The following is a 22,449-nucleotide window of genomic DNA, read 5'->3' on the forward strand; positions in this document are numbered from 1 at the left end:
GCCTGCCGTTCCGGAAGGCGGCCTTTGTCGTCGGCTCAGAGGAAGTGGACCACCGAGGCGATGCCGAAGGCGAGGCTGTACACCGCGAACGGCAGCAGCGAATTCGATTTGAAGTAGCGTTCCAGGAAGCGGACCGCCAGATACGCCGCGCCGCCCGCGACAACCGATCCGACCAGCACCTGCCCGAGGATGCCGTCGCCCTGCGGACCGGCCAGCGTCGGCAGCTTCAGCACGCCCGCGGCCAGAATTACCGGAGTGGCGAGCAGGAAGGCGAATTTCGCCGCGTCCTCATGGTCCAAACCACGCAGCAGGCCGCCGACCATTGTCATGCCGGAGCGGCTGATGCCCGCGAACAGTGCACCGGTCTGCGAGACACCGATGATCAGCGCGTCCTTGATCGACAGATCGCCGAGGCCGGCCGACTCTTCCTCCACCGTCGCCACGAAGTATCCCTCTTCGATGGCCTTGGCCCGCGCCTCTGCCTCGGCGAAACGGCGGCCGTAGTCGGCGAGCGTCGGCTGGCTGCGGCGGCGCAGTACCTCGCCGGTGATCAGTACGACGCCGTTGAGCGTCAGGAACAGACCCGCGGCAAGGGGTTTCGCGAACAAGGTGCGCAGCGGATGTTCCAGCAGCAGCCCGAGGATGCCGACCGGCACGGTCGCCAGGACTACGAGCCAGGCCAGGCGCTGGGTCGAGGTTTCGATCCGCCGGGTGCGCAGTGTGGTGAGAAAGCCGGTGACGATATCGACCCAGTCGCGCCAATAGAACACCAGCAGTGCGATCGCCGTCGCCACATGCAGCCCGACCACGAAGGCGAGATACGGCGTACCGGAATCGGAATCGCCCTGGGTGACCAGCTCGCTCCACGACCCACCCAGCCATGCGGGCACCAAAACGGAATGACCCAGGCTGGAAATCGGGAACAGTTCGGTTATGCCTTGCAATGCGCCGATCACAATGGCTTGGGTATACGTGAGCATCGCCTGACAGCTTGGCACGCCCAACCCACCACGGCCCGCCCAGAATCAGACCTGTGTCCGTTTTGAAATGCTTGTCCGAGTTGAAGTTTCAGTCGATGTTCGGACGTGCTCCGGCCACCTCGGCCGATCCGCTTCCGCTATCGCCTCGTGGCCCGGACAGCATAGCGAGATCAATGGTGAGCGGAAACGGATCCTCTAGCCGCACGACACCGGTGACTCGTGGTGCGATTCCGTATTTACCGGTGTCATTGTTCAAGCGATACACGGTCATGTCGATCGATTCGAGATCGACGATGTCGATCACCCAGTAGTGCGGAATGCCATTGGGGGCGGCGTACTCGCCTGCTCTGGTCGAACAGTCGCGGACCGCGGACTCGTCGGACGATGTGACCCCGCTGGCCAGCGCAATCTGATTACTGCGGATCCGTGCCTGCGAGTCGATGTCGGCTGCGTCACCACGACATCGGGCGCTCGACGCTGGCAGCGTCCCACGGGCAGCTCCGCCTCTATTTCGGCGAACGCTTCCCATCCCGTGGGCAACTGGCGTTCGAGTTGAAAGACCAGCCGCGTGATGGCGCGGCGATGTGAAGGTGCTGGGCAGGCGCTTACGAGTAAGTGGCCATTTTCGATCTCGTAGCGATGGCTGGTGCCGATCGGCAGAGCGTCGAACTCTTGCACGCTGATCGGCTGCCCGTGCGGAATCGGCACAATCTCGACTTTCATCGGTCCGCTCTTCGCCCAGACGTCTTGTGCTGTGGGAAGGTGCCCAAATCTCGGCATCGACACAATATTCGCATCCGTGTGGGGCGATGATCCGCTGGATGAACTCGGCTGGATGGCGATTGCGGGCCCGTGCGGAGCGCGGCGAGAGTGTGCTGCTGCTGCCGCCGCTGTTGGTTGGTGCGCCGATCGGCATCGATCCGGCCGCGACACCGTCTGGCATCGGCGTGGTCGCCACTCCGTTCGGCAGTGGTGTGGCCGGTTCCCCGTTCGGCACCGACCCAGGCGCTGCAGCATTCGGTGGTGACCCAGCCGCTGCACAGTTCGGTGCCGGGCCTGCCACGCCACTCGGCGCTGACGTGACAGTTGCGTCGCATGGCACCGACGTGGCTGCATCCATCGAAACAGCAACCGCACACCGCGCCCTGGCCATCTCTGCCTCGTCGACCAGCTTCGTCGGTCGCAGCCGCGAATTCGCCACCCTTGGCACCCGCCTCGCCGAACCTGGGCTGACCACCCTGGTCGGCGTCGCGGGCAGTGGAAAGTCCCGCCTCGCCGCCGAACTCGCCCGTGCCGCCGACAACTCCGGTCGAGCGGTGGTATTCGTCGAACTGGCTCCGCTGGCCAAGGCCGAGGATGTGCTACCTGCGGTCGTCGCGGTGCTGGACGCGAATGGGCTTACCTCCGATAGCGCGATCGATCCCGACGATCCGCTGCCAGGGATCATTGCGGCGCTGGGCGGTTCGAGCGTCGCCGCCGATGGCTCCGACGCGCGCAGCGATTCGCGCGCGCCGAGCGATTCAGGTGCGTTGATCGATTCGGGTGCGGCCAGCGATTCGGGTGTCCGCGGTGATTCGGATGCGTTGATCGATTCGGGTGCGGCCAGCGATTCGGGTGCGGCCAGCAATTCGGGTGCGCGTAGCAGCAGGACTACGACTGCGTGGGCAGCTACGGCGCCTGGTACGTCGTGCCCCGCTAGTGCCGCAAGGTTTATCGCATCGAGGGGTGTTCGGCCCGGGGCGTCCGACGCTCCGGGCCGAATCGCGTTCCCATCGGAGGTGGTAGCGCAGAATTGTTATCGGCGGGCGCGGATTTGCGGAGGACCAGCGTAGACGGTGTTTTTCGGTTGCCCGGCCAGTTCGACCCGGGTGACCCGGGCCAACGAGTGCAGTAGCGTCAGAAGAGATCCAAGCCGTCAAGACACGTACGACTCGACCTAGGAGACGACGACCATGTCATACCCGACCGGGGGCTCCGGGTACAACGCACCCGCGACGCCACCCGCACCTTCCAGCGCCGGCCAGACGGCCGGTACCGGCACCGCGTCCACCGCCAAGGGCCTGCCGTATTTCCTGGTGGTCGGCGTCGCTGGGCTCGGTGTGATCAATTTCCTGCTCGGCTTCCTGCCGTTCTTCGGCCAGAAGGCGAGTAGCCGGGGCACGGTCAAGAGTGACGAAACACTAAGCCTCTTCCAGTACTTCGGTGCGGCGGGACTGCTGGCGATCCTGCTGCTCGGCGGCCTGCTCGCCGGACTGTCGTTGCTGCCCAAGCAGAATTGGACCGGCGCCGCGGCCGCGGCATCGACGGCTGGCTTCTTCGGCACGCTGTTTCTGGCCTTCACCACGTCCGACGATCTTCTGAACGTCGAGCTGAAGTGGGGCGCCTACCTGCTGCTATTCCTGGCCTTCGTACAGGCCGCCGTCGCGATCGTCGCGGTGCTGTTCGAATCCGGCATCCTGACCCCGCCCGCGCCCAAGCCCGCCACCCCGCAGAGTCCGCCGGGCGGTTTCGGCACCGGTGGCTACGGCCAGCAAGGCGCGTTCGGCCAGGGCCAGCAGCCCGCCGCCTTCGGCCAGAGCCCGAGCCCGTACGGCCAGGGCCAGCCGAGCCAGCCGTCGTACGGTCAGCCGGGATACGGTCAGAGCGCTCCGCAGTACCAGGCACAGCAGCCCTATGGTCAGGGCCAGCCGGGCCAGCCGTCTTACGGCCAGGGCCAGCAGCAGCCGTCCTACGGTCAGCAGCCCTCCTATGGCCAGCAGCCCGGATACGGTGCGGCGCAGCAGGGTTCGCCCTACGGTGCCGCGCCCGCCGCGCAGCCGCGCCCGGATGACAGTGCCACCCAGCACTTCGGTGCCCAACAGCCCGGCCAGCAGTACGGCGCACCGGGTTTCGGCCAGAGCCAGCCGGGTCAGCAGAGCCAGCCCTTCGGCGGTGAGACCGGTTCGGACCCGTCCTCGGACGCCACCCACGCGTTCCGTCCCTCCGAGGACGACAACAAGTAATTCCCCGGCTCTCTCGGCGCGGCACCGGACCGGGTCGGCGCGCCTGACCCGCTCGCGCCGGGGGAGCTGCCACGCTGAATTTCCATGAGCTCCCCGAGATCCTCTCTTGTTCGCCGGACCGCCGAGTCCCGCGGCGCGGCGGAACCCGCGGCGCGCAGCGACCGAGCACCGCGCGGTTCCCACACCGATGGTCTCGACGAGGCCGGGTTCCTATCGCTGACCCCCGAGCGCGCCCGCGTGCTGCTGCTGGTCGCCGCCCGCCCGACGACCTACGCGCTGGTCGCCATCACGATCCTGGCCCTGGCCACCCTGCTCTCCTCGGGCAGCAGCCTGGCGGGCACCTCGGGTGCGATCGCCGCAGGATGGTTTGCAATACACCAGGTTCCGCTGCTGATCGGCAAGACCTCGCTCGGACTGTTGCCGCTGCTGCCGACCGGACTGCTGATCTGGGTGTCCGGCCGGGACTGTGCCCGCGCGGTCGAGCCGGACAGCTCACGCGCCGATCTCGGCTGGATTGTCGGTGCGGCGCTGGCCGGGCCGCTGCTGGTCACGGCCGTCTGTCTGGCGGTCGCCGAGGACGCCTCCGGTGTTGTCGCGCTGCAGCCGCCGAATACCCTCGCCGCCTTCGGCTGGGTGGGCACGGTGTACTCGGTCGCGGCGGTGGGCGGTATCGCGAGCCGGAACCGGCGCAGGCTTTGCACGCTGCTGCGCCTGCCCGACTGGGCGATCGCGGGCGTCTTCGGCGCGGGCCGGTCGGTGCTGCGCCTGCTGGCCTGCGCGACCGTGGTGGTCATCGTGTCGTTCCTCATGCATTGGTCGCGCATCGGCGACACCTATCAGACCGCGGGCAATGCGGCGGGCGTGATCGGGCTGAGCGTGCTCGCACTGGCATATCTGCCGAATGTGGTGCTCGCGGCCGTCGGGGTAATCGTCGGCTCCGGCGCGCATCTCGGCGATGCGTCGATCGGAGTGTTCTCCGTTGTCGGCGGGCCGATTCCGGCCGTTCCGGTCATGGCGGCGGTGCCGACCGGGCCCGCCGACGGTTGGTGGCCGGTGCTGCTGCTGATCCCGGCGGCCATCGGTGTGCTCGGGGGTGTGGATATCGGACGGACCTCGCATGACCGGGCCGCCGCACCCTGGGCGACTCTGACCTCGGCCGGGGTGGCCACCGTGGCCTTGGTGCTGCTCGGCGCGGCGGCGGGTGGTGATCTCGGCACATTCGGTCATATGGGCCTGGACTTGCCGATCTTCGCGGCGGTGATCTTCGGCTGGCTGGCCGTCGCCGGCTACGTGGGCCTGATGTTCGCGCGCTGGCTCGTCGTTCCGATCGGCGCGCCGGTCATCGATCGCCACGACGATTACGACGACGACTACGACGACGACCACTACGAAGACGACCACTACGACGATCATTACGACGACTACGACGATGATCGCCATGAGCGCGATCACTACGACGACGATGACGACGACTACGACGACCCCGACTTCGAGGTAGAACTCGACGGTGAACTGGTCGAGGAACAGATTTCCATCGCCACTACGCGTGCCCCGGGCAGCAATACCGTCCCCGACATCGTCGATGCCGAAGTCGTCGAGGCGGACCTGCTGGAAAGTGACCAGGTGGACGGTCGTTAGGCTTTACTCGGTGGCACCGCCGCCGCCGTTCCGACCGATACCAGGAGTAGAGCGCTGAGCTTGCCCACCCCGCCGACTCCGTCGGCTGCCACCCCCCAGCCGTCCCCGAATGCCCCGAGTGTGCCCCCCACGGCACCGGCAACCGTCGTCGTGCTGGCCTCTGGCACCGGGTCATTGCTGCGCGCCCTCATCGAGGCCGCGGCCGAGCCGGACTACCCGGCGACCATCGTCGCCGTCGGAGTCGACCGGGTCTGCCAGGCCACCGAACACGCGGCCGCCGCGGGGATCCCGAACTTCCGGATGGTGTTGCGGGACTTTCCCGATCGCGCCGCCTGGGATGTCGCGCTGACCGACGCGGTCGCGGCCTACGAACCCGATCTGGTGGTCTCGGCCGGATTCATGAAGCTCCTCGGCCCGGCATTCATGACCCGGTTCGGCGGCCGGATCATCAATACCCACCCCGCGCTGTTGCCCGCGTTCCCGGGCGCGCACGGGGTCCGCGAGGCCCTCGCCTACGGGGTGAAGGTCACCGGTTCGACCGTGCATCTGGTCGATTCCGGTATCGATACGGGCCCGATTCTCGCGCAGGAGGCGGTTCCGGTGCTGGACGGCGACGACGAGGCCACATTGCACGAGCGCATCAAGGTTGTCGAGCGACGGTTGCTGGCGGAGGTTGTCGCCGCCGTCGCGACCAGAGGCATTGTCTCCGACGGACGAAAGGCAGTAATTCCAGATGAGCGGGTACTTCGGTGAGTGAGCGTAAGGGGATTTCCAGGGCGCTCATCAGCGTCTACGACAAGACGGGGCTGATCGAGCTGGCGAGCGGACTGCACGCCGCCGGTGTCGAACTGGTCTCGACCGGTTCGACCGCGGGCAAGATCGCCGACGCGGGCATTCCGGTGACCAAGGTCGAGGATCTGACCGGATTCCCGGAGACACTGGACGGCCGGGTCAAGACCCTGCACCCGCGGGTGCACGCGGGCATCCTCGCCGATACCCGCAAGGCCGAACACGTCGACCAGCTGGTCGAACTCGGTGTCGAGGCGTTCCAGCTCGTCGTGGTGAATCTGTACCCGTTCACCCAGACCGTGGCCAGCGGCGCCAGCAATGACGAATGCGTCGAGCAGATCGATATCGGCGGTCCGTCCATGGTGCGCGCCGCCGCCAAGAACCACCCGTCGGTCGCGGTGGTCGTCGACAGCGGCGACTACGACGATGTGCTCGCCGCGGTGCGGTCGGGCGGCTTCACCCTCGCCGAGCGCACCGTATTGGCGGCCAAGGCATTTCAGCACACCGCAAGCTATGACGTCGCGGTCGCGAGCTGGATGTCCAGCGTGCTCGCCCCCGATGCCGAGCCGAATGAGGCTGCCGCGTCGCAGTTCCCGGGCTGGATCGGTGGCACCTGGGATCGCGCATCGGTGCTGCGCTACGGCGAGAACCCGCATCAGGCCGCGGCGCTCTACACCCAGAACGACGGCAGCACCGGGCTGGCGCAGGCAAAGCAGTTGCACGGCAAGGAAATGTCGTACAACAACTACACCGATGCCGATGCCGCCTGGCGCGCCGCCTACGACCACGCGGCGCCCGCGGTCGCGATCATCAAGCACGCCAATCCGTGTGGCATCGCGATCGGCGCCGATCTCGCCGAGGCACACCGTAAGGCGCACGCGTGCGATCCGGTGAGCGCCTATGGCGGCGTGATCGCGGCCAATGGTGAGGTCACCGTGGAGATGGCCGAGCAGGTCGCCGAGATCTTCACCGAGGTGATCGTCGCACCGTCCTACGCCGACGGTGCCGTCGAGGTGCTGCAGCGCAAGAAGAATGTGCGCATCCTGGTCGCCGAGCCGCCGCGCCGCGGTGGCGCCGAGCTGCGCCCGATCAGCGGCGGCGCGCTGCTGCAGGTGCGCGATATCCTCGACGCCCCTGGCGACGACCCGGAGAACTGGACCCTGGTCGCGGGCGAGGCGGCCGATGCGGAAACCCTCGCCGACCTCGAATTCGCTTGGCGCGCCTGCCGTGCCGTGAAGTCCAATGCGATTCTGCTCGCCCACGACGGTGCCTCGGTCGGCGTCGGGATGGGCCAGGTCAACCGGGTCGACGCGGTCGGTCTCGCGGTGCAGCGCGCCGGTGACCGCGCCAAGGGTTCGGTGGCCGCCTCGGACGCGTTCTTCCCGTTCTCCGACGGCCCGCAGCAGCTCATCCAGGCCGGAATCCGGGCGATCGTGCAGCCCGGCGGCTCGGTCCGCGACCAGGACACCATCGACCTGGCCAGGGAAGCGGGAGTCACCCTGTACCTCACGGGTTCTCGCCACTTCGCACACTGAGTTCCCTCTAGAGGGCGGGCGCCATCCGGCTCCCGCCCTCTTCGCGTGGCGAAGCACCCTCGAATAGTGACGGCGGGTTCGGGTAGCGATGCGACAAATCCGATGAAAGCCGGGGTGCTGCGTGGTTCAACAGGGGCGACGCCGCGGGCTTCGGGTTGCGGCGCGCGGCCGCAACAAGGCGAGCGCAGCGCTTCTGGTTTCGTAGAGTGGCCGCATGTCGAATCGTGCGGTGCTAATTCTCCGGCCGCTACTGGCATCTCGGCGCGGACGAGTTCCTGCTGAACGGCACCCGGGTCATGTCCTTCGACGAATATCCGCAGCTGGGAACGTATGCCCGGGCCGCCTACGGACCACAGGCCCAGCCGGTCGACGCCTATCTCGGCCTGATCAACTGGGGCGCCGATATCGTGCGCGCGCACGGCAAACGCCCGCGCATCTGGAATGACGGACTGCACACCGGTGCGGGCACGATCACCCCCGACCGCGATATCGTCATCGACTTCTGGAGCCGCGCGGGCATTCCGCAGCTGCCGCTGCCGTTCTTCGGAATCGCCCGCACCGCACCGGATCTCATCGCGGCGGGCCACCAGGTGAAGAATGCCGCCTTCACGCCCACCTACTACGTGACCGGTGGACCGACCACTGTCGGCAATGCTCGGCCGCCGCTGGCCTACGAGCTCTGGGACCCAACGCTTTTCGTGGACGGCATCCGACTGACTCCGCAACAGAACGCGAGTAGTCTCGGCTCCGGCCTGTACGTCTGGTGCGACGACCCGACCGTGCAGACACCCGCACAGATCGCCGCATCGATCACCATGCCCTTGCGCGTCATGGCGCAAAAGACCTGGGGCCCAGCCAAATCCGGCAGCTATCCCGAATTCGCCGCCCTATCGGACGCGATCGCCGAACCCGTGTCGTGATCCTCGGCGCTTGCTTCCCCGCTAGACGGCGCTGAGCACCTGTCGGCTGCCCAAAGGCGCCTTCAGCGGCACCTCGAGAGTCCCGAAAACCGCGATCATCGTGCACATTCGCCCGACCGCATCGGCGCGTGTTCCGGTGCGCAACTCGATGGTGACCGTCGAATTCGTCTCGGTCACAGTCGCATCCATTCCGTAGCACTCGGGCGATCCGGTCTCGAAGTTGACCGCGATCCGATCGTCGGCCACCCGCGACCACGAGGTGAACGAAATCGGATGCCCGCCGACAATGCTCGGATCAGCGACGAATATCCGGCCAGCGTCGGCGGGTTTGCCTTCGGTCGGCGTGGACCTCGCCGCACTGGTCGCCGTCTTCTCTTGTGCGCCACCACGATCGGAGCCACCGCATCCGGTGACGGCGAGGCCGACGAACAAAGCGACGGCGACTGTGGCGGGCCCAATCGACATCCGATACATGCCGAACACCCTAATCGACCCGCCAACGTGCCGGGATGCGGCCACCCAGCAACCCGCGAGAACCGTCGCGTCGGTTTGCGCGACAAGATGATAGAGCGATGCGGCCGGCACAGTGAACGTTTGGCTAAGGCTGCGCGTAATACCTCCGTACGGCCCTCGCGCACAGTACATTCGGGGCCGATGCGCGCCAATCAGGGTTCGCGGCGCGTATCGAGTCGGATGCTCTGCAAGTTAAACCTTCGAAAGGAACAACGTGGGCGACACGCTGCGCGTAGGTGAAGAACTCGGGCTCGGCCAGGCGCTGGTCGGCGGTGCGTACACCCTCACCCTGCAGGCCGATGGCAACCTGGTGCTGTCGGAACCGGACGGAAATGTCGTGTGGTCCACCCTGACTCACGATCAGGGGGTCGAGCGGGCCGTCTTGCAGGAGGACGGCAACTTCGTGCTCTACAAGGGTGAGGGCGCCGCTTGGGCCACCGAGACCAACGGCAGCGAGCCGGACCGGCTGACGGTGCAGGCCGACCGCAATGTGGTGCTGTACGGCAAGGACGGCAGCGCGCTGTGGGCGTCGGGCACCCAGACCGACAACCCGCTGCCCGCCCCGGAGCAGCCGGCCGCCGAGCCGGTCGCCGAGGAGGTCGCCGCGCCCGCCGAAGAGGTTCCGCCCCCGCCGCCCGCTGCGCAGACCTACACGGTCGAGCCGGGCGACACTCTGTGGGCCATTGCCGAGCGCTTCTACGGCGACGGCAACCGCTACCAGGAGATCGCCAATGCCAGCGGCATCGACAACCCCGATCTGATCAACCCGGGCCAGGTGCTGACCATCCCGTAGGGAGCACCGAACGACGAGGGCCCCCGGAGCTTCGCAACGGGGGCCCTGATTCGTCGGCCGGTGTCTACCGGCTGGTGAACGGCAACAGTGCCATTTCGCGGGCGTTCTTCACCGCGACGGCGACTTGGCGCTGCTGCTGCGGGGTGAGTCCGGTGACCCGGCGGCTGCGGATCTTGCCGCGGTCGGAGATGAAGGTGCGCAGCAGGTTGATGTCCTTGTAGTCGACCGTCTCGACGCCCGCCGCGATCAGCGGGTTCTTCTTCGGGCGACGGGCCTGCTCGGCGCGAACCTTCTTCGAGGGTGCTCGCTTGACTGCCATGTGACGGGTTTCCTTCTCGAGATCAGTGGTTGTCTACCAGCTCGATTTGTGTACACCGGGGAGTTCACCCCGATGGGCCATCTCGCGCACGCGTACGCGGGAGAGTCCGAACTTCCGGAGATGACCCCGCGGTCGTCCGTCCGCGGCGTCCCGATTGCGCAATCGTACCGGACTCGCGTCGCGGGGCAGCCGCTGTAGCGCCGACTGTGCTATAGCGCGGTCTTGTGTGGAAGTGGTCGGCTTGCGGATCAGCTCCTTCAGTTCGGCGCGGCGCGGCGCGTTGCGGATGACGATCTGTGTGCGCCGCTCATTGCGGGCGATCTTCGACGTCTTGGCCATCAGCGCTCCTCGCGGAAGTCGACGTGCCCGCGCAGCACCGGATCGTATTTGCGCAGCACCATCCGGTCCGGATCATTGCGCCGGTTCTTCCGCGTGACGTAGGTATATCCCGTTCCCGCAGTGGATTTCAGCTTGATGATCGGCCGGATCTCGGTCGATTTCGAGGCCATGGTTCTCCCGTCAGATCTTGTCGCCGCTCAGACGGATCCGGGCCACCACGGCCTGGATCCCGTCCCGATCGATGGTCTTGATGCCCTTGGCGGAGACGGTCAGCGTGATGCGGCGATCCTCGCTGGGCAGGTAGTAGGTCTTGCGCTGGATATTGGGATTCCAGCGGCGGCTGGTCCGTTTGTGCGAGTGCGATACGGACTTGCCGAATCCGGGCTTGCGCCCGGTGACCTGGCAGTGCGCCGACATTGGGCTCCCTCCATTCGGGTATGACGGCCGACGGAGTCGGCGGGGCGGTCAGGCAGTTGATAATCATTTTCGACAACAGCTGACGGACAATGTACCGTTGCTCGACAGTAAATGAAAATCATTATCGAAAGGAGCGCTGTGGTGGTGGATCCCGCCCTACTCCCACCCGGGAGGCGGTCCGACCGGAGAACGCCCGTCGTGGTGGTCACCGGATGCTCCGGACCGGCCGCGGCGGGTGTGGAACGGCTGGCCGCGGTGTTGCGTGCGACGCCGGGCACCGTCACCGTTCGGCACGATCCGAGCGGGCTCGGCGAGGGCATCGTGCACCGCACGGTGCACATCGGCGAGCAGCGGACCTCGACCGTGCTCGAGCTCGCACACGGCTGCGTCTCCTGCACCCTGCGCACCGATCTGCTGCCGCTGCTGTGCGCACTCGCCGCCCGCGATTCGGTGAATCGTATTGTGCTGGAACTGGATCCGGCCTTCGAGGTGGAGACGGTATGTCGGGCGATCGAGAATGTCGCCGTCACCGGAGTGGTCGGCCGGGTCGATGGTCCGGCCGGTCGCGATGTGCGGGTCGAGGCCGTGCTCACCTGCGTGGACGCGCCGACCTGGTTGGCCGACGCCACCGGAGGGGACACCCTCGCCGAGCGCGGGGCGGCGACCGTGGACGACGACCGGACGGTGGCCCAGGTGGCAGTCGGTCAGGTCGACTTCGCGGATGCCGTTGTGGTGCTCGGCGATAGCGGCGAGGCCGTCGATCGGGCTCGGCTCGGCGCGGTGCTGTCCCGGCTCGCACCCGAGGCGCCGGTGGCCTGGGTCGACGATATCGATCTGCGCGCCACCGCCGAGGTCGAAGCACTGCTCGCGCACATTTCGCCGCACCCCCGGCGCGGCCGCAGATTCGACGCGCATGCGCCGCTGTTGCGCGGTCAACCGCCGCTGGGCACCGAATATGGTGTGGCCCTTGTCGAATTCGCCGCGAGTCGGCCGTTCCATCCGGCCCGCCTACACGAAGCCCTCGATGTGCTCTTCGACGGCGTCGTGACCGCGCGCGGACGGATCTGGCTGGCCACCCAGCCGAATGAAGTGGTGTGGCTGGAGTCCGCGGGCGGCGGATTGCGGATCGGCGGTGCCGGACCATGGTTGGCCGCGATGAGCCCGGCCGAGCGGGAACAGGCCGATCCCATGCGCCGGGCCATGGCCGCGCTGCGCTGGGACGAGCAGTTCGGCGACCGGGATATATCGCTGGTCATCCTGGTCCACGACGCGGACCCGGGCGAGATCCGCGAGGCCCTGCACTGGGCGCTGGTCGAGGATGACGAACTGCGTCTGGTGGAATGCGCGCCCGAGCAGGTCGCGCACTGGGAGGACCCGTTCGGCGAGTGGCACGCCGATCCCTGTGCGACCGGCGAACCCACCGGCCTGCCGATGGACGGACAGGCCAAAAGTCCGAGAGGAGAGGTGAAGTGAAGAGTGGGATACATCCGGACTACCACTCCGTGGTGTTCGAGGATTCGAGCACCGGAAAGCAGTTCCTGACCAGATCCACCGCCACCAGCACCCGCACCGTCGAGTGGACCGACGGCAACACCTACCCGCTGCTGGTCGTGGACGTGACCGCCGATTCACATCCGTTCTGGACCGGCGCGCACCGCGTGCTGGACACTCAGGGCCGGGTGGAGAGGTTCGAGCGGAAATACGGCAGGCGGACGAAGGCGACGTCCCAGCCCGGACGAGGGGCGGGCTGATATGGCGGTGCCCAAGCGCAGAATGTCGCGGTCGAACACCCGCAGCCGCCGCTCGCAGTGGAAGGCCACCCCACCCGACCCGGTGCCGGTCAGCGTCGGTGGGGTGGTGCACAGGGTGCCGCGCCGTCTGGCGCGGGCGGTCGAACGCGGACTCGTCGATCCCGCGCGACTCTGACGCCGCGATGGTTCTCGTATTCCCTGTCGAGCATCACGTTTACGGCCACGCGACCTCCTTCGAGGGAACCGGGATGTGCCAGCCGACGATGACTCGCGCGCTGCTGTCATCGGACGCGAACGCGTGAGGCCGGTGATCGATCGACCGGATCCGCTGGATGAGATCTCCGCGTCGGTTTTGGTTAGGAGCCCGGTCTCGCCTGTGGCAATCTGATAGCTAACGAAGTGATCCACGCCACATGGTGATCTTTTCGCTATCTCGATTGCGTCCCGGTAGCTAGCAGGTCAATTACGTACTGAGAGTTGGTTTTTCGTATCCGTAAAAGTCCTGGCGCAGTGATGCTTTCGTGCTCTCGCGCCGGTACCCTCATCCGGGAGGGCGGGTTCTCGGAACCCCGGTTCGCCGGATCACCGAGAACCCGCTCATCGCCAAACTTCTGGCTCCTCGGTCGATTTCTCCGTCTCCCGGCCGGGCAAACCCGGCAACTCCGGCAACAGCGATTCCAGGCGGGCCAGCTGCTCACCTACGAAGTCGGCCGGACCCTCGATCAGCGACAACGGCCACGGCCAGTGCCGTCCGTCCAACCGTTTGACCTCCTCGACCAGATCTGCCGTGGTGGCCTCGAGTTCGCTGACCTCCGTACGCAATTCGCCGATCTGCCTGCGCAGATCGGTCGATTCGGCCTCCAACTCCTGGATCCGCTGCAGCGCCGCCGCCACCCCGTCCACCAGGGTGCGGTTGTGGCCCTCCGCATCGGTGCCGAGCTGCGGCCAGCCGGACAGGCCGGGACCGCGCAGCTGGATCTGGATATCGCGCAGTACCGCGTCTTGTTCCGGCGTCACGTCCGGTTCCTCCTGTACAAAGTCCCACTGGCCGAAATCTATTGTCTCGGCCTCGTTTACATCGCAGAGCACACCGCCGACAACCACCTGGCGCAATGTCTGATGAATATTGCGCCTGGGCTCGACATTGGTGCCGGACCAGGCATCGGTCTGCCACGACCACGTGGCGACACCCGCGTCCAGCGCCCGGCTGATCGACCAGAACCCGCCGTAGATACCGACATTCGCGAAGCCGAGTACGGTGGCCGCGCCCTCGAGATAGGCGTTGATCGCGAGCTGATCCTGCGGCGTCGAGTCGAAATCCGCGGAGAAGTAGATCGGCCGATCCGACCGGCCGCCACAGCGCAGCACCTGTGCCAAACCGGCACGGGCATCGACGATTCCGGCGTCATAGCCGTCCAACATCCTGGTCGCGGTGGTTTCCCAGTTCGACACGATGGAAATGCCGTGGGCGCGTAGGTCGTCGGCCTCGGCGGGAGTCAGCTGTTTGCCGGGCAGTGTGGGACCGCCATCGGAGAGGTAGCGCACCACGAAGTCGAATCCGGCCGCTTGGATGGCCGCGCCGCCGGGACGTCCCGCGGCGTAGTCCAGACCGAAACGCATATCTCCCACTGTAGGTGGGTCCTTGGTCGAAATCGGCGGCATTGCCGAACCCGCCCGAACCGACACGGCGTGTTTCGAACTGGCGGCAAAGTCCTGCAACCGATCTCGGATTCACCCACCGGGCGTTCGGCCGTCATCGCCGGTCCGCGGGGTGCGGCGGTCGGCATCATCGACCCGAGGAAGAGCTCAGCGCACCGACTCGAGCTTGGATCGGCGTCCGTCGAACTCGGACTGGCGCGCGGCCGCGATGACCGCCGCGGTCTCGCGCCGGTCGGGCGCGATGAGCACCGCGGTGATCGGCACTGTCAGGGCCAGCGAGCCGATGACGAACATGGGAAATACGAATTCGAACAGCGTGAGCCCGTCCGGCGCCTTGCCGGCCGTGTCGATGGCCGTGTCGATGGCCGCGATGCCCGCGTAGTACATGCCCGCCACACCGACGGCGAACAACAGCACCGTGGCCGCACGCGCGAGCGGATGGCGCAGCGCCTGGAACGACCACAGCGTCCCCACCCCGGTCACCAGCGCGATGACGAGCACCACGGCCGAAAGCCACGGGGAGATCTCGACCGAACCCTGAATGCGAATGGACCCGAGCCCGAGATAGAGACTCGAAGCGCACCCGATGCCCATGATCAGTCCGCCCGGAATCAACCGGGCCAGCAGCAGGCGGCGGCCGATGACGAGCAGCGCGACGAATACCGCACCGAACGCCGTCACCATGGACGCGATCATGCGGCCGCCGTCGAAGCGCACCGCGGTGCCGGATATGTCGAGGCCGAGCAGTGCCACCGAGGTGGCCAGCCAGACGCCGACGCCGCCGATCGATACCGCGGCCGAGGTCACCCACACCAACCGGAACCGGGACGAACGCGCTGCGTGTAGTACACAGGCCAGCCCGACCACGGCGCCGAGCACCGAAACACCGAAGGAGAGTGCGGCGACCCAGTACCCCATGGAGAACTGGTCCACCACAGCGCCGCTGTTCGCCGCAGCGAACAACCGGACGTCATGCATGTCGCGCGGATCCTTCCAATTCGAGCGCCTTCAGCTGGGCGATCGCATATTCGGTGACGGCCGCCAGCGCCTGGCGGACCTCCATGGCATTACGCGCGTCGATATCCACGATGGGCACCCCTTCACGCACCGAAAGCGCTTCGCGCAGTTCGGCGATCGGGAAGCGGGGTGCGTCGGGGAAGCGATTGACGGCGATCAGGAACGGCAGCTTGCGCGCCTCGAAGAAGTCGACCGCGGCGAAGCTGTCCTCGAGCCGCCGGGTGTCGATGAGCACCACCGCGCCGATGGCGCCGCGGATCAGGTCGTCCCACATGAACCAGAACCGGCGCTGGCCGGGGGTGCCGAACAGGTAGAGCACCAGGTTGCCCGGCAGGATGATGCGGCCGAAATCCATGGCGACCGTGGTCGTTTCCTTATCCGGGGTATCGGCGAGATCGTCGATACCGTCGGAGAAGCGGGTCACCATGGCCTCGGTGCGTAGCGGGACGATCTCCGAGACCGCGCCCACGAAGGTCGTCTTGCCCGCGCCGAAGCCACCGGCGACAACGATTTTGGTCGAGGCGACACGGGTGTCGGCCTCACCGGGTGCTGGGTTGCCGGGTTGTCCGGCGTGCCCGTAATTTCCGGCGGTCCCGGCAGTCTTATAGGGCACGGAGTCCACGCAAAGTCCTCTCCATCAGGGAACGACGCTCGTCGAAGCTCGCCTCTTCGGTCAGGGTCGAGTGCACGCGCAGGGCGCCGTCGACGACCAAGTCGCCGACCATGACCCGGACCATGCCCAGCGGCCGATCCATGTGGGCGGCGATCTCGGCGACCGAGAGCCGATGCGTGCCCAAGCGCAGGATCTCGGTGCGCAGATCGCCCGCTGGCCATTCGAGATGCGCAGTGTACGACAGTGTTTCGATAACCGCTTCGAGCGGTAGGTCGACCGCGGGTTCGGTGCGCCCGGAGGTCAGGGCATAGGGTCTGACACGGGTTGTCGGCCGGTTGGGCCCTTGGCCGAGTGGACTCGACATCGTTGGATCAGACTGCTGTCCGGGCGGTGGCCGTGACCACCGCGCCAACACGATCGGCGAGCAGGGCCATTTCATAGCCGATGCGGCCGATGTCGTGCGACTTATTGGCGAGCACGGCCAGATGTGATCCGTTGCCGACGCTCATCACCAGCAGATAGCCGCGCTGCATCTCCACGATCGACTGCATCACCTTGCCACCGTCGAACAGCGAGGCCGCGCCGGTGGCTAGGCTCGCGAGACCGGCGGTGACCGCGGAAAGCTGTTCGGCCCGGTCGGCGGGTAGATGCGGACTGGTCGCCTGCAGCAGGCCGTCCGCCGTCACCAGCACCGCATGCGACACACCGGGCACATCCTTGGTGAAGCGGGCGACCAGCCAGTTCAGGTTCTCGTCCGTGGTGCTGTTGGGGTTGGTCATACAAGCCCTCCGTCGTTGTACTGCGCTTCGGCCCGCCCGCTGCGGACTCCACTGAGATGCCTGGTCAGGTTGTTCCGGATCTCCTCCGGATCACGTACGCCGGGTTCTTCCGCCGGTGCGAGGCCACCGGGCACCAGCTGTGCTCCCGGTCGGCGGATCGGCAGTCCGCCGACGGTGCGGGATTCAGGGGTCGGATGACTGGCCTGTTCGGCGGCTGTCCAGCCCGCGTCGGCGGGTGAGGTCCATGCCGACGGCGAGGGCGCCGCCGTCGCGGGCTCGACCAACCACTCCGAGACCATCCGCTGGTAGATCGGAGTGGGCGATTCGCCCTGGACCGGCTGTAGTCGGGTCGAGGTGGTCGTGCTGGATTCGGCCGGTACCGGTTGTAGTCGAGTCGAGGTCGTCGTCGCGGGTTCCGCTGCGGCGGGGGGCCTTCGGGTCGGCAGCGACGGCCGGACGGCCTGCGGCGTGATGGGCTGTGGACCGGTGAGATACGCGGTGGCCTGCGGTTCGGCCGGTTCGCGGGAGACGGTCGGCGTCGGTCCGGTCGTGGCGGGGTCGTCGGGCTGTTCGGCCCATAGGTCGGTGACGGCGCCGAGGGGCACCTGCGGTTCCACGTCGATCACCGAGTTCGGCCCGGTGGCGAACTCATTCGTCGAGGTCGGCGGTCCGAACGGGGTCAGGCGCTGCCGGTCGGTCTCGCCCCGGCCAACCGGATGCTCGGCGAATACGTCGACCGAGGTTTCGGTCTGATCGTCCCCGGGTACTGGTACCTCGGGTGCGTCAGCAACGCGCATGGCGGGGCGACGTTGCGGCAGCCCGGAACTGGTGACGGCGAACCGCGACGGCTCGCGCTGCGGCAGGCTCGGCACCGGCACCAGCGTGCGCGGTTGCTGCGGCGGTGCGGGCAGTGCGGCCATCATCGGCGCCTCGATGGCCCGCTGGTTCGGATCGGTCGCGTCGAGCGGCGGTGCGACCAGCGCGCCCGGCAGGTGCACGCTGGCGGTGATGCCGGGCTGCTGTGCCATGGTCGAGGTGCGGCGCAGGCTCACCGTGATGGTGTGCCGCTTGGCGAGTCGGCCGACGACGAAAAGGCCCATGCGGCGGGCGGTTTCGACGGTCACCTCACCACCGGAGGCGAGCCGGTCATTGGTGAGCTGCAGATCCTCGAGTGACATGCCGAGGCCGCGGTCGGTGATCTCGATCAGGTAGCCGCCGTCGACCGCGCGCGCCACCATCACCGCGACCGGTGTGGTCGGCGGGGAGTAGCGCAGCGCGTTATCGATGAGTTCGGCGAGCAGATGCTCGATATCGACGGCGGGTTCACCGGCGACGATGCCGTCGGGCACCGCGCCGATCTCGACGCGCTGGTAGTCCTCCACCTGGGAGACCGCACTCCAGAGCATGTCCGACAGCGGCACCGGATGCAGCTGGCCACGGCGCAGCGCGGTACCGGCGAGCACCAGCAGGTTGTCGCCGTTGCGGCGCATGCGGGTGGCGAGGTGGTCCAGGCGGAACAGACTCTGCAGCCGCTCGGCGTTGTCCTCGTCGTGCTCCAGATCCTCGATCAGCGCCAGCTGCTGCTCGACGAGGGATTGGCTGCGGCGGGACAGGGTTTCGAACATGTTCCCGATCTGCAGTCGCAGTCGGGCCTGGTCGGCGGCGAGATTCAGCGCCTGCTCGTGGATTTCGTCGACGGCGCGGGCCAGCTGGCCGACCTCGTCGGTGGTGTGCACGGCGACCGGGGTGATCTCCGGGGTGGCGCCACCGCTGCGTACGACGGCGAGTTCGTCGGGCAGTTTGACGTGTGCGACTTCGAGGGCATCGCGCCGCAGCCTGCGCACCGGGACGACCAGGGCGCGCGCGACGGCCAGGGCCAGGGCCAGGCCGGCGAGCAGCATGCCGATGACGATCGTGGTTTCGCGCAGCGCACCGGTCTGCGCCTCGGTGGTCCGATCGGCCAGCGCCCTATCGATGGTGTCGGCGAGAGCGTTGGTGGTCTTCTCGTAGGTGTCCGCGCTCACCTGCAGCGATTCCAGCACGGCCGGATTGGATGTCGGATCGCCCGCGTTCTGGCTGAACGCCCCGAGCCGAATGCCGACCGCGTCCAGCAGTGGACGCATATTGGGCGCGTTGTCCGGCAGGATGATGCCGTAGGTATTGACCATGGTCATCTCGGCACCCGCCGAGGTGAGCACCTTCGCCCGCACGCTCGGATTGTGACTCGCGTCGGGGGAGCTGATCATCATCCGCTGCTGGGTCAGCACGCGCCGCGCGTTCTGGATCGCGCCGATCTGCAGGAAGTACCGCTGGATGACGAGGTCCTCGACCGAGGGCGAGAGCGCGAAGGCGTTGCCGATGCGGACCGCGATCTCATCGGCCTGTTCGCCGACCATCATCGGCGAACCGTTGCGCAGGCTATTGCGCATGGTGGTGCCGGTGGCGACGGCCGAGGCCAATTCGGAGGTGACCCTGGTGCTCGCCTTGGTGGTGCGCATTCCGGCCTCGAGATCGGCGAGCGCCTGATCGAATTTCGTCAACGCCGCGTCGGTGGCCGGATCCGCGGTGTTACCCCACGAGGATGTCGCCGCGACCGCGAGTTGTTCGGTGGCGGTACCGAACTTGACGATCGGGCGAATGATGATGACCTGTTCGGTCGCCGCGTCCAACTGCGACATGGTGCGCAGTTCGTTGTTGATCCGGAGCACGGCGAACACGGTGGCCAGCAGTACGGGCAGCACCAGCACGATGCCAACCTTGCGAGTGACCGACCAGTTGGACAGACTGAATTGCCAGGACCGCGGTGCAGCTTCCATCCGCTTCCGTTGCCTCCGCTTCACGAGCTTGCACGAGTGCCCCCGGATGGCGCGTGGCTGTTCGGTTTTGATTCAACCCGCTGAGAACCAACTAGAGGTCTTCTTTTTACCGCACGGAACATACCGCGCAAAGTGACCAACGGCAATCTGGGGCACACACTCTGTAATTCACTCGAATATGGCTACTCAGAACGGGTTTCGCCGTCCAAAACGGTTGCGTTTTGCACCGAGATCTGTACGTGATCACAAACCTGCTGGTCACTCGACCACCCCCTAGCGGGGCTGATCCTTTCGGGTGAACCGCAGGCGGCGTCGGCGTGTCGAACGTCTCCCTCTCAGTCGACTCTCAGTCGATGCGGTCAAACTGGTGGCATGCGCATTCTGGTAGTCGACGACGATCGCGCCGTCCGGGAATCGCTGCGCCGGTCACTGACCTTCAACGGCTACGCCGTCGATCTCGCGGTCGATGGCGTGGACGCGCTGGAGAAGGCAACCGTGCAGCGACCCGACGCACTCGTACTCGATGTGATGATGCCGCGGATGGATGGGCTCGAAGTTTGCCGACGGTTGCGTAGTACCGGAGACGATCTGCCGATTCTGGTTTTGACGGCGCGCGATTCGGTATCGGAACGGGTAGCCGGACTCGATGCCGGTGCCGACGACTATTTGCCGAAACCATTCGCGCTGGAGGAATTGCTGGCGCGATTGCGCGCGTTGTTGCGCCGCAGGGCCGCCGATCCCGGCGAGGTTTCCGAGACCATGACGTTCGCCGATCTGTCGCTGGACCCGGTCACCCGAGAGGTGACCCGGCGCGACCGCTCGATCAGCCTCACCCGCACCGAGTTCTCACTGCTGGAAATGCTGATGGCGAATCCGCGCCGGGTGCTGACCCGCAGCCGCATCCTCGAGGAGGTCTGGGGCTACGACTTCCCGACCTCCGGTAACGCACTCGAGGTCTATATCGGCTACCTGCGCCGCAAGACCGAGGCCGAGGGCGAGGCCCGGCTCATCCACACCGTGCGCGGCGTCGGCTACGTCCTGCGCGAGACACCTCCGTAGGCGGTCATGGCACGCGCGATCCCCAAGCGACAACTGGTCGCCACGCTCGGTCAGCCGGATTCGGCGGAGATGCGTCCGCCCATGCCCCTGACCAGATCGGTCTCGCTGCGCTGGCGGGTGACGCTACTGGCCGCGTCGGTGGTGGCCGTGGCCGTCGCGGTGACTTCCATCGCGGCGTACGCGATGGTGGCGCGTTCGTTGTACGACGATGTCGACTCGCAGCTGAAGGCCCGTGCGGCCACCATGATCAATAACAACTTCGACAGCCTGGGATTCCAGTCGATCGTGATCGCCGGCCTGTACTCCAATGATGTCGGGGTCGCATTGATATACGCCAATCACAAGGCGTATATGCCGCCGCAGCAGACGATTCCGCCGGTGGGCACCCAAGAGCTCGCGGTCGCCGACGGCGAGTTGGCCTCGTCCCTGCGCACCGTGAGTAATCAGCGTGTGCTCGCCATGCCGACACATTCCGGTGCGACGCTGATCGTTTCGCAGCGGTTGCAACCGACCAGGGAGGTGCTGGACCGGCTGGCGTGGTTGCTGTTCGTGGTCGGCGGTTGCGGTGTCGTGCTGGCGGCGGGCGCCGGTACCGCGGTCGGGCGCACCGGGCTGCGACCGATCGGGCGGCTGACGGCCGCGACCGAGCGGGTTGCCCGCACCGACGATCTGACGCCGATTCCGGTTACCGGCGACGATGAACTCGCAAGGCTTACAGAGAGTTTCAACACAATGTTGCGCGCACTCGCCGAATCGCGGGATCGCCAACGCAGATTGGTCGCGGACGCCGGACATGAATTGCGGACGCCGCTGACATCTTTGCGCACCAATATGGAACTGCTTATCGCGTCCAGTCGCCCTGGCGCACCGCAGATTCCGGAACAGGATATGGCCGAACTGCGCTCGGATGTCATGGCCCAGATCGAAGAGCTGTCCACCCTGGTCGGCGATCTGGTCGATCTGGCCCGCGAGGACGCGCCCGAAACCGTCTACGACCGAATCGATCTCGGTGAGGTGGCCGAGCGCGCGCTGGAGCGGGCCCGGCGCCGCCGCGGTTCGAGCGAGTTCGTCGCCGAGTTGCGCCCGTGGTTCGTCTACGGGCACGAGGCGGGTCTGGAGCGCGCGATCCTCAATGTCCTGGACAACGCCGCCAAATGGAGTCCGGCCGGGGCACAGGTGAAGGTGACCATGCGCGAAACCGGACGCGGGCTGCTCGAACTGGATGTCGATGATGCCGGACCCGGCATTCCGTCCAATGAGCGCGAGCTGGTCTTCGAGCGGTTCTATCGGACAACGGCCTCGCGCTCGATGCCCGGTTCCGGACTCGGCCTGGCCATCGTCAAACAGGTGGTGACCAAACATGGCGGCACCATCACCATCGATACCTCACCGCGCGGCGGCGCGTTGATCCGTATCGTATTGCCGGGTGAAGGTGATGGCGGGCCGGTACCGGAGACGCCCACCGATATCTCGGAAAACTGAAAGCGCGGTCTCAGTCCGCTCTCAGTCG

At 66.8% G+C, this 22,449-nt stretch carries 26 protein-coding genes; 12 read left to right on the top strand and 14 right to left on the bottom strand.

Features of this window, described 5'->3' with window-relative positions; translation table 11 throughout:
- Window positions 1–35 precede the first annotated feature (35 nt).
- The 3 genes from ACQP2D_RS05605 to ACQP2D_RS05615 form a co-directional block, all read right to left on the bottom strand.
- Window positions 36–980, bottom strand: a complete 945-nt coding sequence (locus tag ACQP2D_RS05605; protein ID WP_433682646.1) for an undecaprenyl-diphosphate phosphatase — start codon at window positions 978–980, stop codon at window positions 36–38.
- An 88-nt stretch (window positions 981–1,068) separates the two neighbouring features.
- Entirely contained in the window at window positions 1,069–1,251 is a 183-nt protein-coding gene (locus ACQP2D_RS05610; protein ID WP_433682647.1) for a hypothetical protein, read from the bottom strand.
- Window positions 1,252–1,280: 29 nt separating this feature from the next.
- On the bottom strand, window positions 1,281–1,760 hold the full coding sequence (locus tag ACQP2D_RS05615) for a Uma2 family endonuclease (RefSeq protein WP_433682648.1): 480 nt from the start codon (window positions 1,758–1,760) through the stop codon (window positions 1,281–1,283).
- Window positions 1,761–1,801: 41 nt separating this feature from the next.
- On the opposite strand from ACQP2D_RS05615, the gene ACQP2D_RS05620 reads away from it, so the two are divergent.
- The 6 genes from ACQP2D_RS05620 (at window position 1,802) to ACQP2D_RS05645 (ending at window position 8,864) form a co-directional block, all read left to right on the top strand.
- Window positions 1,802–2,812: a hypothetical protein gene (locus ACQP2D_RS05620; RefSeq protein ID WP_433682649.1), complete on the top strand. Its 1,011-nt coding sequence runs from the start codon at window positions 1,802–1,804 to the stop codon at window positions 2,810–2,812.
- A gap of 120 nt (window positions 2,813–2,932) precedes the next feature.
- Complete coding sequence (locus tag ACQP2D_RS05625; protein ID WP_433682650.1) at window positions 2,933–3,982, top strand: DUF5336 domain-containing protein; 1,050 nt, start codon at window positions 2,933–2,935, stop codon at window positions 3,980–3,982.
- Window positions 3,983–4,066: 84 nt separating this feature from the next.
- Window positions 4,067–5,620 carry a cell division protein PerM gene (locus tag ACQP2D_RS05630; protein WP_433682651.1) on the top strand — a complete coding sequence of 518 codons (1,554 nt, stop codon included), beginning with the start codon at window positions 4,067–4,069 and terminating at the stop codon, window positions 5,618–5,620.
- Window positions 5,621–5,740: 120 nt separating this feature from the next.
- Complete coding sequence (gene purN, locus ACQP2D_RS05635; protein WP_433682652.1) at window positions 5,741–6,373, top strand: phosphoribosylglycinamide formyltransferase; 633 nt, start codon at window positions 5,741–5,743, stop codon at window positions 6,371–6,373.
- The gene (gene purH, locus ACQP2D_RS05640) at window positions 6,370–7,944 is read left to right on the top strand and encodes a bifunctional phosphoribosylaminoimidazolecarboxamide formyltransferase/IMP cyclohydrolase (RefSeq protein ID WP_433682653.1); all 1,575 of its coding nucleotides are present in this window, start codon (window positions 6,370–6,372) and stop codon (window positions 7,942–7,944) included. Before purN ends, purH begins: the two co-directional genes overlap by 4 nt.
- 296 nt (window positions 7,945–8,240) lie before the next feature.
- A complete protein-coding gene (locus tag ACQP2D_RS05645; protein WP_433682654.1) occupies window positions 8,241–8,864 on the top strand; it encodes a hypothetical protein in 624 nt (207 codons plus the stop codon).
- A gap of 21 nt (window positions 8,865–8,885) precedes the next feature.
- On the opposite strand, the gene ACQP2D_RS05650 is transcribed toward ACQP2D_RS05645, so the two are convergent.
- The gene (locus ACQP2D_RS05650; protein ID WP_433682655.1) at window positions 8,886–9,338 is read right to left on the bottom strand and encodes a hypothetical protein; all 453 of its coding nucleotides are present in this window, start codon (window positions 9,336–9,338) and stop codon (window positions 8,886–8,888) included.
- Between the two features lie 253 nt (window positions 9,339–9,591).
- Between ACQP2D_RS05650 and ACQP2D_RS05655 the strand changes: the two genes are divergently transcribed.
- Window positions 9,592–10,170: a LysM peptidoglycan-binding domain-containing protein gene (locus ACQP2D_RS05655; RefSeq protein WP_433682656.1), complete on the top strand. Its 579-nt coding sequence runs from the start codon at window positions 9,592–9,594 to the stop codon at window positions 10,168–10,170.
- 64 nt (window positions 10,171–10,234) lie between these two features.
- Here ACQP2D_RS05655 and rpsR read toward each other — a convergent pair whose 3' ends face one another.
- Genes rpsR through rpmB form a run of 4 tightly spaced genes read right to left on the bottom strand, consistent with a single transcriptional unit; the run spans window position 10,235 to window position 11,245 of the window.
- Complete coding sequence (gene rpsR / locus ACQP2D_RS05660) at window positions 10,235–10,489, bottom strand: 30S ribosomal protein S18 (protein WP_355176510.1); 255 nt, start codon at window positions 10,487–10,489, stop codon at window positions 10,235–10,237.
- A gap of 33 nt (window positions 10,490–10,522) precedes the next feature.
- Window positions 10,523–10,828, bottom strand: coding sequence for a 30S ribosomal protein S14 (gene rpsN / locus ACQP2D_RS05665; protein ID WP_433682657.1), 306 nt, complete (start codon window positions 10,826–10,828; stop codon window positions 10,523–10,525).
- Window positions 10,828–10,998 (bottom strand): 50S ribosomal protein L33, encoded by a 171-nt coding sequence (rpmG, locus tag ACQP2D_RS05670; RefSeq protein WP_433682658.1) that lies wholly within the window; start codon window positions 10,996–10,998, stop codon window positions 10,828–10,830. The genes rpsN and rpmG overlap by 1 nt, the downstream gene beginning before the upstream one ends.
- Window positions 10,999–11,008: 10 nt before the next feature.
- Window positions 11,009–11,245 (bottom strand): 50S ribosomal protein L28, encoded by a 237-nt coding sequence (gene rpmB / locus ACQP2D_RS05675; protein WP_433682659.1) that lies wholly within the window; start codon window positions 11,243–11,245, stop codon window positions 11,009–11,011.
- A 138-nt stretch (window positions 11,246–11,383) separates the two neighbouring features.
- Here rpmB and mrf point away from each other — a divergent pair, with 138 nt between their 5' ends.
- Genes mrf through rpmF form a run of 3 tightly spaced genes read left to right on the top strand, consistent with a single transcriptional unit; the run spans window position 11,384 to window position 13,171 of the window.
- A complete protein-coding gene (gene mrf, locus ACQP2D_RS05680; RefSeq protein WP_433685544.1) occupies window positions 11,384–12,718 on the top strand; it encodes a ribosome hibernation factor-recruiting GTPase MRF in 1,335 nt (444 codons plus the stop codon).
- Window positions 12,715–12,996, top strand: coding sequence for a type B 50S ribosomal protein L31 (locus ACQP2D_RS05685; RefSeq protein ID WP_433682660.1), 282 nt, complete (start codon window positions 12,715–12,717; stop codon window positions 12,994–12,996). The genes mrf and ACQP2D_RS05685 overlap by 4 nt, the downstream gene beginning before the upstream one ends.
- Window position 12,997: 1 nt before the next feature.
- Window positions 12,998–13,171 carry a 50S ribosomal protein L32 gene (gene rpmF, locus ACQP2D_RS05690; protein ID WP_433682661.1) on the top strand — a complete coding sequence of 58 codons (174 nt, stop codon included), beginning with the start codon at window positions 12,998–13,000 and terminating at the stop codon, window positions 13,169–13,171.
- Window positions 13,172–13,593: 422 nt separating this feature from the next.
- Here the strand turns inward: rpmF and ACQP2D_RS05695 are convergent, their stop codons facing one another.
- The 6 genes from ACQP2D_RS05695 to ACQP2D_RS05720 form a co-directional block, all read right to left on the bottom strand.
- Window positions 13,594–14,616 (bottom strand): glycoside hydrolase domain-containing protein, encoded by a 1,023-nt coding sequence (locus ACQP2D_RS05695; protein WP_433682662.1) that lies wholly within the window; start codon window positions 14,614–14,616, stop codon window positions 13,594–13,596.
- A gap of 186 nt (window positions 14,617–14,802) precedes the next feature.
- Complete coding sequence (locus ACQP2D_RS05700) at window positions 14,803–15,633, bottom strand: MHYT domain-containing protein (protein ID WP_433682663.1); 831 nt, start codon at window positions 15,631–15,633, stop codon at window positions 14,803–14,805.
- On the bottom strand, window positions 15,626–16,183 hold the full coding sequence (locus tag ACQP2D_RS05705) for a GTP-binding protein (protein ID WP_433635024.1): 558 nt from the start codon (window positions 16,181–16,183) through the stop codon (window positions 15,626–15,628). The genes ACQP2D_RS05700 and ACQP2D_RS05705 overlap by 8 nt, the downstream gene beginning before the upstream one ends.
- Window positions 16,184–16,274: 91 nt before the next feature.
- Window positions 16,275–16,649 (bottom strand): DUF742 domain-containing protein, encoded by a 375-nt coding sequence (locus ACQP2D_RS05710; RefSeq protein ID WP_354958386.1) that lies wholly within the window; start codon window positions 16,647–16,649, stop codon window positions 16,275–16,277.
- A gap of 7 nt (window positions 16,650–16,656) precedes the next feature.
- Window positions 16,657–17,064, bottom strand: a complete 408-nt coding sequence (locus ACQP2D_RS05715; protein WP_433682664.1) for a roadblock/LC7 domain-containing protein — start codon at window positions 17,062–17,064, stop codon at window positions 16,657–16,659.
- Complete coding sequence (locus ACQP2D_RS05720; protein WP_433682665.1) at window positions 17,061–19,880, bottom strand: ATP-binding protein; 2,820 nt, start codon at window positions 19,878–19,880, stop codon at window positions 17,061–17,063. Before ACQP2D_RS05720 ends, ACQP2D_RS05715 begins: the two co-directional genes overlap by 4 nt.
- A 372-nt stretch (window positions 19,881–20,252) precedes the next feature.
- Here ACQP2D_RS05720 and ACQP2D_RS05725 point away from each other — a divergent pair, with 372 nt between their 5' ends.
- Window positions 20,253–20,939, top strand: coding sequence for a response regulator transcription factor (locus ACQP2D_RS05725; protein WP_433682666.1), 687 nt, complete (start codon window positions 20,253–20,255; stop codon window positions 20,937–20,939).
- A gap of 6 nt (window positions 20,940–20,945) precedes the next feature.
- Window positions 20,946–22,421, top strand: coding sequence for an ATP-binding protein (locus tag ACQP2D_RS05730; RefSeq protein WP_433682667.1), 1,476 nt, complete (start codon window positions 20,946–20,948; stop codon window positions 22,419–22,421).
- The last annotated feature ends 28 nt before the right edge of the window (window positions 22,422–22,449 follow it).

The sequence above is a fragment of the Nocardia sp. CA-119907 genome (assembly GCF_050955995.1).
Lineage (GTDB): Bacteria > Actinomycetota > Actinomycetes > Mycobacteriales > Mycobacteriaceae > Nocardia.

Coding starts and splice junctions, on each gene's coding strand:
- ACQP2D_RS05605 (WP_433682646.1), bottom strand. CDS start 980: ATGCTCACGTATACCCAAGCCATTGTGATCGGCGCATTGCAAGGCATA.
- ACQP2D_RS05610 (WP_433682647.1), bottom strand. CDS start 1,251: ATGACCGTGTATCGCTTGAACAATGACACCGGTAAATACGGAATCGCA.
- ACQP2D_RS05615 (WP_433682648.1), bottom strand. CDS start 1,760: ATGCCGAGATTTGGGCACCTTCCCACAGCACAAGACGTCTGGGCGAAG.
- ACQP2D_RS05620 (WP_433682649.1), top strand. CDS start 1,802: ATGAACTCGGCTGGATGGCGATTGCGGGCCCGTGCGGAGCGCGGCGAG.
- ACQP2D_RS05625 (WP_433682650.1), top strand. CDS start 2,933: ATGTCATACCCGACCGGGGGCTCCGGGTACAACGCACCCGCGACGCCA.
- ACQP2D_RS05630 (WP_433682651.1), top strand. CDS start 4,067: ATGAGCTCCCCGAGATCCTCTCTTGTTCGCCGGACCGCCGAGTCCCGC.
- ACQP2D_RS05645 (WP_433682654.1), top strand. CDS start 8,241: ATGTCCTTCGACGAATATCCGCAGCTGGGAACGTATGCCCGGGCCGCC.
- ACQP2D_RS05650 (WP_433682655.1), bottom strand. CDS start 9,338: ATGTATCGGATGTCGATTGGGCCCGCCACAGTCGCCGTCGCTTTGTTC.
- rpsR (WP_355176510.1), bottom strand. CDS start 10,489: ATGGCAGTCAAGCGAGCACCCTCGAAGAAGGTTCGCGCCGAGCAGGCC.
- rpsN (WP_433682657.1), bottom strand. CDS start 10,828: ATGGCCAAGACGTCGAAGATCGCCCGCAATGAGCGGCGCACACAGATC.
- rpmG (WP_433682658.1), bottom strand. CDS start 10,998: ATGGCCTCGAAATCGACCGAGATCCGGCCGATCATCAAGCTGAAATCC.
- rpmB (WP_433682659.1), bottom strand. CDS start 11,245: ATGTCGGCGCACTGCCAGGTCACCGGGCGCAAGCCCGGATTCGGCAAG.
- rpmF (WP_433682661.1), top strand. CDS start 12,998: ATGGCGGTGCCCAAGCGCAGAATGTCGCGGTCGAACACCCGCAGCCGC.
- ACQP2D_RS05695 (WP_433682662.1), bottom strand. CDS start 14,616: ATGCGTTTCGGTCTGGACTACGCCGCGGGACGTCCCGGCGGCGCGGCC.
- ACQP2D_RS05700 (WP_433682663.1), bottom strand. CDS start 15,633: ATGCATGACGTCCGGTTGTTCGCTGCGGCGAACAGCGGCGCTGTGGTG.
- ACQP2D_RS05710 (WP_354958386.1), bottom strand. CDS start 16,649: ATGTCGAGTCCACTCGGCCAAGGGCCCAACCGGCCGACAACCCGTGTC.
- ACQP2D_RS05715 (WP_433682664.1), bottom strand. CDS start 17,064: ATGACCAACCCCAACAGCACCACGGACGAGAACCTGAACTGGCTGGTC.
- ACQP2D_RS05720 (WP_433682665.1), bottom strand. CDS start 19,880: ATGGAAGCTGCACCGCGGTCCTGGCAATTCAGTCTGTCCAACTGGTCG.
- ACQP2D_RS05725 (WP_433682666.1), top strand. CDS start 20,253: ATGCGCATTCTGGTAGTCGACGACGATCGCGCCGTCCGGGAATCGCTG.
- ACQP2D_RS05730 (WP_433682667.1), top strand. CDS start 20,946: ATGGCACGCGCGATCCCCAAGCGACAACTGGTCGCCACGCTCGGTCAG.